Source organism: Flavobacterium sp. AC105 (assembly GCF_979258495.1).
In genome coordinates this window covers 4,052,267-4,064,316 of record NZ_OZ409860.1, presented here as the reverse complement: position 1 = coordinate 4,064,316, position 12,050 = coordinate 4,052,267, and the positions used below count along the sequence as shown (strand labels likewise).

The window sequence follows — 12,050 nt, the reverse complement described above, 5'->3', positions numbered from 1 at the left end:
ATACGAAGTTTGAAATCTATAAAAAAGTGTTGTCAGGACTATATAAATTTTGTTTTATTTAGCCCCTAACGGGACATTTTTGTGCTCGTTTGTATTTGTTTTTCTACCGATTATTAAACTCCTAACAGAGTATTTTGTCAGGAATAGATATTCACAATTGTATAGTCCCTGACGGGACATTTTGCATGCATTTTCTTTACTACCAATATTAAAATCCTAGCGGAGAGTATTATGTCAATATAATTTTGCAATTAGTTTTTAATGTAATATCTCTCGTAGAGATTGAATATTGGTAGAAAAATAATTTTTTATAATGTACAATTGTCTCGTAGGGACTACATCTTTAATAATATGCTATAAAAAATCAACAACCGCGTCATTTACAATTTTGGTCTGATCAATAGACAGAAAATGCCCCGCATCCTTAATGATTTTAGTTTTACAATTTGGCAAATATTTTTGGGCACGTTCCAGACTTTCGTCAGAATTAATGACATCATGATCACCAATTAAAATCAAAACCGGATTTTTGATTGATTCTAATTCTTTATCTGAAAAAGGTGTCATTTTAAGCATGCTTGAATTTGATTTTGCATATTTATTGGCCAAATAAAATTGTCTTTTATAAACAGCGTTAATTTTTTCAGGATGTGTAGAAAAGGCTTTTAATGTTTTTCCGAATTTCTTTTCGCTTGGGAAAAGTTTTAGCATTAAAGCAGATGTTGTTTTTCCGACCTTATCAATAAATTTAAAGGTTTGCGCCGGACTTAATAAAACAATTTTGTCTATTGAATTTTCTTTTTGAACAGCTAATAGAGTAGAAATCCAGCCTCCGCGTGAAGCACCTACAATATCAAAGTTTTTTAATTTATAATGAGCAAAAATTTCATTGTATAAAAGTACTATTTCCTCTGATGAAAGTGGTTTTGATGTTAACGTAGATTTGTTTGGTTCCATCAAAAAGTCGATGGCATAAATGCGATGATTTTTTGTCAGCGCTTTAATATTAGGATACCACATTGTGGAGCTGGCATCCATTCCGTGGAGTAAAACCACGTCCTTTCCGTTTTTTGGACCAGCCATTATAACATGCGCCGTTCCGAAACTGGTTTTTATATTTTCTTCCGTATATGGAACTTCCCAAAGCTTTAGGGATTTATTATAAGAATTTATATAGGATTCTTTTTCTTTTTTTGTTTGAAAAACGTAATCGTCAAATTTTTCTTTTTTAGAGGAAGCGCAACTTGCGATTAAGAAAAACAATACTAATCTGAGGAATGATTTTGGCATAATTATAAAATTCAATTTACTTTAAAGGTACAATAAAGGACTGCCGATGAAGTATCAGAATTTTGTTTTAAAATATCATAATTACAATGCTATAACCATCTCACTTAAAAGAAAAGTTTTTTTTCTAAAAATCTACTTTTAGGAAGGTCAATTAAAATATTGTAGGAGCTGGATTCGTTGTCTTCATGATTTCTCCAAATAAAATTTGCATACCAGTCTGCAAGCCAAATCATTTTATTATTTGTACTTTCTAAAAATTCGCAAGAGATATCTATATCAATTACCTGCCCCCAAATTTCTGTTTTTATATAGTCAGGAAAACTTTCGCCATGGCTAACTTTTATTGTTCTTTTATCTAATACAATTTCAGCATTATCAAGTTGGATGATTTCGGGTTTTAATAATAATCCAAGAACATAATTATAAAAAATGTTTTTGTCTTTTCTTAATGACTCAAAAACTTTTGATTTATTAACTGTAATTGAAATAATCTTAAATGAATAACTTTTGTTTATTATTTTATTTGTTAACTGAGAAGTAATAAATGAAGAATGTTCAGATATGAAATTAGCACCTTTTTTTTCAATATTTGGCGTTAGATTATATTTTTTATAAATATCGGAAATAAAACGAGAGATATACTTTTCTTCCTCTTTAGCAATAACAATCCCTGTAATTGTGACAAATCTACTTGAACCACCATGTCTGTTTGGTTTGTCAAGTTTCCATCCTAAGTCACCACTTTCGTCAATATATATTTTCATTATCTAAAATAAAGGCACAAAAAAAGGGCTTAATAAAGCCCTTTGGTATTTAAAATAGACCCTGAAAACGATGTATTAACAATACATTTATGGTAGATGTTTCACCGCCACGTTGAATCAGGTATTACCTATTTGTTTTGTAAATGTAGTGAAAAAAATTGGTTAAATAAATTTGTATGAATTTTATTCTATTTTCCATTGCTTTTGCTGGCTTTCACTTAAAAAAGTCCAGGCTACAACACGACTTGTTTTTTGGCCTTGAGCCATATCGATTGTTTTTATGGAAGCGGCATTTACTTTGTTTAATGTTTTATAAATGCTTGAAAGATTTTCTCTTTTTGAAACTAATGTGGTGAACCACAAACATTGCATGGCAAATTTGGCACTTTCGTAAATCATTTGGGTTACAAAACCAATTTCGCCGCCATCGCACCATAATTCGGCATTGTGGCCTCCGAAATTTAAAACCGGATTTGTTTTTTTCTTTTCCTTTGGATTTAAATTCGAAACTTTACGAACGGTGCTTTGGTTTGCATCTTCGGCAGAAGAATGAAAAGGCGGATTACACATTGTGAACGTAAAACGGTCTTCTGGCGTGATGATGTTTTTGAAAATAAAACGAGATTCGGTTTGTTGCTGTAAACTTATCGCATCAATTAATTTTGGATTTGCCTCGATTATTTTACTGCAATTTTGGATTGCATTTTCGTCGATATCGGTTCCTACAAAACTCCAGTCGTAAATTGAATGTCCCAGAATTGGATAAATGCAATTTGCGCCGGTTCCTATATCTAATCCTAATACCGAAGATCCTTGCGGAATGATTCCGTTATTGGTTTCGGCCAATAAATCAGCCAGATAATGAATATAATCTGCTCTTCCGGGAATTGGCGGACAAAGATAATTTTTAGGAATATCCCAGTTTTGAATGTCGTAATACGTTTGTAATAATGCTTTGTTAAGCGCTTTTACAGCTAAGGGATTGCTGAAATCGATAGTTTCAATTCCGTGAATGTTGATGGCAACATATTGCTTTAACTCGGGACAATTTGCAATGAGAAGTTCGAAATCATAACGCGAACGATGCAGGTTTCGAGGGTGTAAAATGTCTTTTTCGGAATTGTCTATTGCTTTCATTTTTTTGAATTTCCGTGCAAAGATAGTCATTCCTTTTGGAGGAAAGTGTAATTATGAAAATGATTGCCCTAGCCCTGATGGGAGGGAAAATCCTTTTGTGCCGGTCCCGAGGCTTCGGGAGGCACAAAAGATTGGAAGGACAGCAGGAAATAGCTCCTGAAAATTCCAATAATTCTTCTAATTTTCTCAGGATCAATTTTCTAATCCATACATTCCATTAGCAATAAATCGCCGTCAGTATGGGTTATGCTGACTAAACCGTCGTGAAGAACAGCATTACTGCTGCCGGTTCTGTAGCCAATAGTCAGCGTATCATTTTGAAGCTGATATTGTAAATTTGTTGAATGAATACCGTTTACAACACCAATTGGAATCAGGGAAATTGGCGTTTTTGCGGTGTACCATTTCTCGAATTTGTTTGGCAATAAAAATATTTTTGAGTGATCGTCGAGAATAACAATTTTAAGCAAATTGCGGTAACGAACGATATTGGTCAGATTTGTAATGGTATGATCGGCACGTTTTCCGGTTGCCCAGACTACGTTTACGGCAGGGATTTTTCTATCAATTAAATAATCAAAAGCCTTTTCCAGATCGGTTTTATCCTGATCCGGTGTGTGTACAATTTCTATAGGATATTGTGATGTTTTGTAGATTTCAGGATCAAAACCACGATCGAAATCGCCTAAAAGTACATCGACTTTTATGCCCAGATCAATAACTCTTTCGATGGCAGAATCTAATACGATTACCAAAGGCGACCATTCTAATAATTGTCCTAATAATTCGGGATTGCATGCTGCTCCGTTGGCAATAATTAATGCTGGTTCCTGGTCGTCGCGTACGATATGGTGTGAAGACATTTAGATTCTTGATTTGAAATGTGGTGTAAATGTACGGGTACTATTTTAGATTTCGGATTTTAGATTTTAGATTTTTTACCTGAGATTATCTTTTATCTAAAATCTAAAATTAAATAAGTCTTCTGTGGTAATTAATTTGCCCTAAATGATACGCCAAATGTGTTGAAAGATGAATGAGGAAATAACCGGTTGTCATTTCTTTTTCGAAAACAATTAGCGGATAAATAGCTTCAAGATCTGATGCGGTTAAAGTATCCAGGGCATTATTTACGACTAATTTTGTTTCTTTGATTTTGCTTATTAATTCGGATCTTGGGACATTTTTTAAAGAAAATTCTAAAGGACGATCTCTGACATAATCTGTTTTTCCGATTTCGACACCAATAAAAAGATTAATGTTTCCGATTAGGTGAAGGCAGAGATTTCCGGCAGAATTAGAAATATTTTTGTCAATTACCCACATTTGGCTTTCGTCTTCATACGATTCTATCTCAACTATTAATTTGTTTAAATCTCTGTCAAAAAGGGATTTTAGTGATTCTATTAATACCATAACTTTTTAATTTTATTAAACTCTGTTTTTTATCGGAATCCAAATTTCTTCTTCAGAATCCGGATCTTCTTTTTTGTATTTTTCATCCATTACGGCAAAATGTGGTCTGTCGTCTACAGTATATTCTGAATTGGGCAGCCATTCTGCAAAAATGGTATGATAGGTTTTATGGCCTTCACTTTGCGGGCCTTTATGAATGAAAACGGCATACAATCCGGTTGGGATTATTAGAAATTCCATATCTGACGGAATTTCATCAAAATCAGAAACTTCTACTGCAGCCCATTTTTCGAAAATATTACCCGGATCAAAATTATCAAAATGTCCCGTGGGAAAAACTTCAAGTGAATAGAGATTATCGTTAATTGCGTTTTTTATTTCTTTTCGCTGCGGCATAAAACCATTCCATAACTGAAATGTTTTATTTTCGAGAAAGGACATTAAAATGTATTTGCCAATGAATTTTTTTTCGATTAAGTTTTCAATTCTGGGTTTCATATTTTATTTAATAGTATATCAAAGATATTACTTAATCGTATATTTTTTGCTATCAACTTCGCTAAGTGAAAAATATCCTAACGGAAAATTATCCTTATTTGTTGCATTCATGATATTTCCTCTTACAGTTGCTGGCGGGGTTTGAAACGGCAAACGACCGCTGTCACCGGCAATACTAATTAAGATACTGAGGTAAATAAAATAGTTCTCAGAGATTCCGCTATGTCTGACTTCAACCTCATCACCCGGCTTTAAGTCGTCATTATAGGAAACACTAAAGAATTCATTTCCCTGAAAAAAGCGATCTTCTTCGGCTGAATAATTACCGGTTGCCTGATTTGAATACCTATAATTGTAAAAATAATAATTGATTTCGTTAGGCGGGTCTGTAAAATAAGCTTTTACTTCGATCTTATCTTTTGCAATGCCGCCATTGTTGTTTTGTATGAGCTTTGTAATTGGCGTAACTGATTTCATGGTTTCGGTTGCAGTGTACGTAATCTCTTTATGAATAACAGTTAAAGTATAAGTTTCGTTAATTACAGGTTCAAAATCTGTGCAGATATAATCTCCTGTTTCTGGAATTTCTATAAAATTGAATCTTTTCTTGCGACTATTTTGCACATAAATTTTAGCGCCTGAAACAACCGGAATTTCATTGTTATAATAACCTGTTGTTGTACTTAATTTGATGATTTGTTCATTTCCATCCGTGCCTTTTGTCCACTGAATGGCAGCTGAAATAACTAATTTTGGCGATGCTGTTGCGAGATTAACTTTGGTGATTTCTTCGCAGCTTGTAAACATTAATGTGAATAAAACTAAAAATAATAAACTGAATTTTTTCATGTGTAAATGTTGTTATTAAAACATATAAAAACTGATAATCTTCTCTTTTTAGAAAATAGAATTTGTCTTTTTTGAAGGGAATTTAAAGTTATAACTCGCCGAAGGGATAATTCCAAAAATATAAGTCTTTATCGCTTCATTATATCCAGTATCTGTATTTTGTTTAAAATTCATTGAAGCCGCATTATGACGATTGTATAAATTGTAGATGCTGAAAACCCATTCGCCTTTCCAGTTTTTCTCCCTGCTTTGTTTAGGAGTTAATGTTGCCGAAATATCTAAGTGATGATAAGCGGGCAATCTGTTTTCATTTCGTAAACCATAACTGGGCACTTTAATTCCCAAATATTGGTATTGTGCATCCGGGTAGGTAGAAGGCTGACCGGATTGCAATACAAAGTTGGCTCCAAATGACCATTTTTTGTTTAAAGTATAAGTACTTGTTATTCCTAAATCATGAAGTTTATCATAAACAGAATTGTACCATTGTCCGTTATTAATTCCTGTTTCCTGCAGTGTTCTGCCGGGAGTTTGCTGTTGTGATTTTGATAATGTATATGAAATCCATCCGTTTAGTTTACCCAGATTTTTTTTGAATAATACCTCAATACCATAAGCACGCATTTTTCCGTTTAAAATAACCTGTTCAATTGCATCATTTGCCAGCAAATTTGCCCCATCAATATAATCCAGCCTGTTTTGGATTTTTTTGAAATAGGTTTCGACTTCAAGTGAATATTTTCCGTTGCTGAAATTTCTAAAATAGCCCAGCGCAATCTGATCGGCAAGTTGTGGTTTAATGTATTGATCACTTGGCATCCAGATATCCAGCGGACTTGGAGATGAAGTATTGGATATTAATTGTAAATACTGCACCATTCTATTGTAGCTGGCTTTTATGGCAATATCTTCATTAATTTGATATCCGACAGAAAAACGCGGTTCAAAATTATCATAAGTATAAATCGATTTATTTTTGTCAAAATATTGCGTCCCAATAGGAATTGCTTTTTCATAAATTTGCAGCGTTTTATTAAAAATAACAGGATTGTTATCTTCATAAAGATTTACCGTCGAAGCTCCTAAACGATAAAATAAGCTAAAACGCAATCCGTAAGAAAAGGTCAGATTATCGTCGATTTTATTTTCGATGCCAAGATAAACAGCGGGTTCAAAAGCATATTTTCGATCCAGTTGATCGGCATTTATTCCGGATTGGGCATTTATTGGTTTAAGAGTTCCGGGATTAAATTCATAATAAATACCGTTTATGCCGTAGTTTAATTTTAAATTATCCGAAACATAACTTTTTAAATCATATTTGAAATTATAATTTTTAATTCCGGTTTTCCATTTAAAACCTACTAAATCCAGATCAAGTCCGTAAAAATAATCACTGTAAATCAGGGATGAATTTGAAGATAAATGATTAGAAAATAAATGATTCCATCGTAAGTTTAAAGTAGTGTTTCCGTAAGAATTTGTAAAACTTTCGTTGATACTAAATACATCACGCCCAAAATAACCTGAAAAATATAAATTGTTATTTTGATTTAACTGATATGTAAATTTGGAATTCAGATCATAAAAATAGGCTGTTTTGTTGCGATCTTCTTCTGAAAGTTTTAAAAACAAATGCGCATAAGAACTTCTTCCTGCAAGTAAAAATGAACTTTTATCCTTTATGATCGGACCTTCAAATAAAAGTCGGCTAGCGATTAGTCCGATTCCTCCATCGATATTGAAATTCTGATTATTACCATCTTTTTGATAAATTTCTAAAACAGAAGATGCCCTGCCGCCATATCGCGCTGGAATTCCGCCTTTGTATAGTTTTAAATCCTTCATCGCATCCGGATTAAATACAGAAAAAAAGCCAAAAACGTGCGAAGAGTTAAAAATAACAGCTTCATCGAGTAGAATCAAATTTTGATCAGCGCCTCCGCCACGCACATTGAATCCAGATGCACCTTCGCCTGCATTTGTTACGCCAGGGAGGAACAAAAGAGACTTTAAAACGTCTACTTCACCCATAACAACCGGCATTTTTTTTATGGTTGAAATAGAAAGTTTATTAACGCTCATTTCAGATGAACGGATATTAGCTTTTTTTCGATTATCCGTAATAACGATTTCTTGTAATTGTTCACCGCCTTCTTTTAATGAAAAATTATTTTTAGTGTTTTTTGTGACCGATATTGTCTTTTCAAGTAATTGATAACCAGTATAAATTATCTCTATTTGATATTCTCCTTTTGGAACACTTATCGAATAAAAACCATGTTCATTTGTGGTAGTTTGCACAGCTAATGAACGAATATGAATGTTTGCTCCAATTAATATTTCACTATTTTTTGAGTCAGATATAATGCCGCTTAAAATGAATTTTTCCTGAGAAAATGAAAAAAAACTAATAAGAATTATACTCAATAAGGCGTAGAATTTTTTAGTTACCATTTGCAAATATTTGATTACATAATGGTATTAAAGTTAAGTTATAATAGCTTATTTGTTAGTTAAAATATAAGATTTGTATTACAATTTATGGTTAATGAATAGAATGTTTTAAAACAATAAAAAAGACAAGCCGTTTTGACTTGTCTTCTGTAAAATGATGGATTGATTTAACAATTTTGGCTATTTTTATATAGCGCTATTTTTATTGAATTTTGTATTTTTTAGTATCTGTTTCGCTAAGAGAGAAATAACCTAACGGGTAATTTTCTTTATGCGTTACATTGATGATATTTCCTTTTACAGTTGCGGGAGGAGATTGAAATGGCCCGCCTACATTGCTTCCGGCAATACTAACTAAAATGCTCATGTAATTATAATATTGTTTTGAAATGCCGTAATGCGTAACTTCAATTTCATTTCCAATTTTTAATTCGTCATCATCAGAATTGCTAAAAAATTCGTTGCCTTGAAAAAATTTATCCTCGTCAACGTAAAAGTTTGAGGTTACTTTATTCGAATACACGTATTTGTACAAATAAAAATTATCAGCATTTGCCGGGTCATTATAATAAGATCTAATTTCTATATCGGTTCCTGTAATTCCGCCTTCGTTATTTTGCTCTATTCTGGTAATAGGCGCTACAGATTTTAAAGTTTCAGTTGCGTTGTATCTGTTTCCCAGACTAATTACGGTCAATTTGTACTCTTCATCGATAACGGGTTTGAAATTAATGCATACATATCGTCCCGTTTTTTTAACTTCTATAAAATTAAATTTTTCGTTCTTACTATTTTCTATATAAACAATTGCACCGGAAACAGTTGGAATTACGTTTTCGAAATAACCGGTTGTTGTAGTCAGCTTTATTGTCTGCTCATTTCCTGTTGTTCCTTTTTCCCAATTTATTGAAGCTTCAATAACTAGTTTTGGAGGGGCAGTATCTAAATCAACATCAACAACTTCTTCACAGCTTGTAAAAAAAAGCGATGTAAAAAACACGATTAATAAGAGTACTTTTTTCATAGTATATGTTTTATTTCTTTTACAGAAGTGAATTTTTAAAATTTGAAATTATAACTAACAGCAGGCACAATTCCGAAAATGGATGTTCTTACGGCCTCATTTAAACCAGTATCAACGTTTTGCTGAAAGTTAATAGAGGCCGCATTATGACGATTGTATAAATTGTAAATGCTAAAAACCCATTCGCCTTTCCAGTTTCTGTCTTTGTTTTTTCGAGGCGTTAAAGTTGCAGAAACATCTAAATGATGATAGGCAGGCAAACGATTTTCGTTTCGTAAACCATAACTTGGAACCGTAATTCCTAAATATTCATATTGTCCGGTAGGATACGTAACCGGCTGTCCTGATTGTAAAGCGAAATTCGCTCCAAATGACCATTTTTCGTTTAAATTATAAGCCGAAGTTACCGCTAAATTATGTCTTTTATCATAAGCAGAACTGTACCATTGACCATTATTAATCCCGGTTTCTTCAGGATTTCTTCCTGGAGTTTGCTGTTCTGATTTTGATAATGTATATGAAATCCATCCATTAAATTTTCCTTCGTTTTTCTTAAACATAATTTCAAGACCGTACGCTCTCATTTGTCCGTTTAAAATTACTTGTTCAATTGCATTATTAGCAATTAAATCAGCACCGTCAATATAATCAAGCCTGTTTTGGATTTCCTTATAATACGTTTCAACTTCAAGCGAATATGCCCCGTTATTTATGTTTCTAAAATAGCCCAGCGCCACCTGATCCGCAATTTGTGGTTTGATATAATTATCACTCGGCATCCAGACGTCAAGCGGAGTAGGAGATGAGGTATTCGAAATTAATTGAAGATATTGTGCCATTCGGTTATAACTTGCTTTTACCGACTGGTCATCATTTAATTGATAGGAAATTGAAAATCGGGGTTCTAAATTATTATAATGCTGAATGACTTTGTTTTTACCAAAATATTTTGTTGAGGTTGGAATGCCTTTTTCATAAATCTGCATATCGGTATCGAAAACTACAGGTTCATTATTGTCATAATAATTAATGGTTGAGGCGCCTAAACGATAAAATAAACTATAACGCAATCCGTAAGAAACGGTGATTTTTTTTGATAATTGATTTTCAGCTTCGATATAAACAGAAGGTTCAAAAGCATATTTTTTATCTAATTGATCCGGATTAATTCCAGAATCTGCGTCTGATGGTTTTATCGTTCCCGGATTAAATTCGTAATAGATCCCGTTTAAACCGTAATTTAATTTGAATTTATCTGAAATATAGTTTTTGAAATCGTATTTGATATTATAGTTTTTAATTCCCGAATCCCATTTAAAGCCAACAAAATTAAGATCAAGTCCGTAATAATAATCGCTGTAAATCAAGGATAAATTAGCAAATAGTTTATCAGAATATAAATGGTTCCAACGCAGGTTTAAAGTAGAATTTCCATAAGTATTAGTGAAACTTTTATTTAAACTAAAAACATCACGACCAAAATAACCGGACAAATACAAGCTGTTATTATCGTTTAATTTATAGCTTAATTTGGTGTTTAAATCGTAAAAATAAGCTGCGTTATCTTTTTGTTTCTCGGATAATTTCAGAAATAAATGCGCATAAGAAGCTCTTCCTCCAATTAAAAATGAACCTTTATCTTTTACCAAAGGACCTTCAGCAAGAAGTCGGCTTGAAATTAACCCGATTCCTCCATTTACATGGAATTCCTTGCTATTTCCATCTTTCTGATAAATATCCAAAACAGAAGAAGCTCTTCCGCCATAGCGGGCAGGAATTCCGCCTTTGTATAATTTTAAATCTTTTATGGCATCCGGATTAAAAACAGAGAAAAAACCAAATACATGCGAAGAATTAAAGATGGTTGCTTCGTCTAATAAAATTAAATTCTGATCGGCTCCGCCGCCGCGAACATTAAATCCCGAAGCGCCTTCGCCAGCATTTGTAACACCCGGAAGCAATAAAATCGATTTTAAAACATCGACTTCGCCCAAAACAACCGGCATTTTTTTGATGGTCGAAATAGAGAGTTTGTTAACGCTCATTTCAGGAGATTTTATATTGGTTTTGCCTTTATTATCTGTAATTACAACTTCCTGAAGTTCTTCGCCGCTTTCGTTAATGGCAAAATTAGTTTTGGTATTTTGGTTTAAAGAAACTGTTTTTTGAATGGTTTGATAGCCAAGATAACTAATTTCGATTTCGTGTTCGCCTTTAGGAACAGTAAGCGAATAAAAACCGTATTCGTTTGTTGTGGTTCCGATTTTTAAAGCCGGAATATAAATATTTACACCTATTAAGGTTTCGTTGTTTTTAAAGTCAGTGATTGTTCCGCTTAAAGTAAATTTTTCCTGAGAAAATGAAGTTAAAGTGGTTAAAAGGAAGATAAAAAGAAGGCCAATTTTTTTTATAATCATTGTCTTGGTTTTGATGCACATAGTTAATAATTCTTACTATATATATGTGCGGAAGTTTTGTTAAACATTAGTTAAGAATAGTTTTCTTTTGTTACACATTCTGAATGTTTTTTGTTTTAAGCCTAAAAATATTCAACTGTTATTTCTTTTAATCCTAACAATTCTTTGTTGCCAAAAATAAAAAAAGACAACCGTTAT

10 protein-coding genes are annotated in these 12,050 nt (G+C 32.7%); all 10 read right to left on the bottom strand.

Annotated features, from left to right (window positions below):
* Window positions 1–354: 354 nt before the first annotated feature.
* Window positions 355–1,290 (bottom strand): alpha/beta fold hydrolase, encoded by a 936-nt coding sequence (locus tag ACZ0AH_RS16740; protein WP_463476935.1) that lies wholly within the window; start codon window positions 1,288–1,290, stop codon window positions 355–357.
* A 104-nt stretch (window positions 1,291–1,394) separates the two neighbouring features.
* Window positions 1,395–2,054, bottom strand: a complete 660-nt coding sequence (locus tag ACZ0AH_RS16735) for a DUF3800 domain-containing protein (protein WP_463476934.1) — start codon at window positions 2,052–2,054, stop codon at window positions 1,395–1,397.
* A gap of 183 nt (window positions 2,055–2,237) precedes the next feature.
* A complete protein-coding gene (gene rlmF, locus ACZ0AH_RS16730) occupies window positions 2,238–3,191 on the bottom strand; it encodes a 23S rRNA (adenine(1618)-N(6))-methyltransferase RlmF (protein WP_463476933.1) in 954 nt (317 codons plus the stop codon).
* 200 nt (window positions 3,192–3,391) lie between these two features.
* Window positions 3,392–4,054 carry a thiamine diphosphokinase gene (locus ACZ0AH_RS16725; protein ID WP_463476932.1) on the bottom strand — a complete coding sequence of 221 codons (663 nt, stop codon included), beginning with the start codon at window positions 4,052–4,054 and terminating at the stop codon, window positions 3,392–3,394.
* Between the two features lie 109 nt (window positions 4,055–4,163).
* Window positions 4,164–4,607, bottom strand: a complete 444-nt coding sequence (locus tag ACZ0AH_RS16720; protein ID WP_463476931.1) for a DinB family protein — start codon at window positions 4,605–4,607, stop codon at window positions 4,164–4,166.
* A gap of 15 nt (window positions 4,608–4,622) precedes the next feature.
* Entirely contained in the window at window positions 4,623–5,105 is a 483-nt protein-coding gene (locus ACZ0AH_RS16715) for a GyrI-like domain-containing protein (protein WP_463476930.1), read from the bottom strand.
* 27 nt (window positions 5,106–5,132) lie between these two features.
* Complete coding sequence (locus ACZ0AH_RS16710) at window positions 5,133–5,954, bottom strand: DUF4249 domain-containing protein (protein WP_463476929.1); 822 nt, start codon at window positions 5,952–5,954, stop codon at window positions 5,133–5,135.
* A 48-nt stretch (window positions 5,955–6,002) separates the two neighbouring features.
* The gene (locus tag ACZ0AH_RS16705; RefSeq protein WP_463476928.1) at window positions 6,003–8,411 is read right to left on the bottom strand and encodes a TonB-dependent receptor; all 2,409 of its coding nucleotides are present in this window, start codon (window positions 8,409–8,411) and stop codon (window positions 6,003–6,005) included.
* Between the two features lie 202 nt (window positions 8,412–8,613).
* Window positions 8,614–9,435, bottom strand: a complete 822-nt coding sequence (locus ACZ0AH_RS16700; RefSeq protein ID WP_463476927.1) for a DUF4249 domain-containing protein — start codon at window positions 9,433–9,435, stop codon at window positions 8,614–8,616.
* A 35-nt stretch (window positions 9,436–9,470) separates the two neighbouring features.
* On the bottom strand, window positions 9,471–11,852 hold the full coding sequence (locus ACZ0AH_RS16695) for a TonB-dependent receptor (RefSeq protein ID WP_463476926.1): 2,382 nt from the start codon (window positions 11,850–11,852) through the stop codon (window positions 9,471–9,473).
* Window positions 11,853–12,050 lie beyond the last annotated feature (198 nt).

Coding starts and splice junctions, on each gene's coding strand:
- ACZ0AH_RS16740 (WP_463476935.1), bottom strand. CDS start 1,290: ATGCCAAAATCATTCCTCAGATTAGTATTGTTTTTCTTAATCGCAAGT.
- ACZ0AH_RS16735 (WP_463476934.1), bottom strand. CDS start 2,054: ATGAAAATATATATTGACGAAAGTGGTGACTTAGGATGGAAACTTGAC.
- rlmF (WP_463476933.1), bottom strand. CDS start 3,191: ATGAAAGCAATAGACAATTCCGAAAAAGACATTTTACACCCTCGAAAC.
- ACZ0AH_RS16725 (WP_463476932.1), bottom strand. CDS start 4,054: ATGTCTTCACACCATATCGTACGCGACGACCAGGAACCAGCATTAATT.
- ACZ0AH_RS16720 (WP_463476931.1), bottom strand. CDS start 4,607: ATGGTATTAATAGAATCACTAAAATCCCTTTTTGACAGAGATTTAAAC.
- ACZ0AH_RS16715 (WP_463476930.1), bottom strand. CDS start 5,105: ATGAAACCCAGAATTGAAAACTTAATCGAAAAAAAATTCATTGGCAAA.
- ACZ0AH_RS16710 (WP_463476929.1), bottom strand. CDS start 5,954: ATGAAAAAATTCAGTTTATTATTTTTAGTTTTATTCACATTAATGTTT.
- ACZ0AH_RS16705 (WP_463476928.1), bottom strand. CDS start 8,411: ATGGTAACTAAAAAATTCTACGCCTTATTGAGTATAATTCTTATTAGT.
- ACZ0AH_RS16700 (WP_463476927.1), bottom strand. CDS start 9,435: ATGAAAAAAGTACTCTTATTAATCGTGTTTTTTACATCGCTTTTTTTT.
- ACZ0AH_RS16695 (WP_463476926.1), bottom strand. CDS start 11,852: ATGATTATAAAAAAAATTGGCCTTCTTTTTATCTTCCTTTTAACCACT.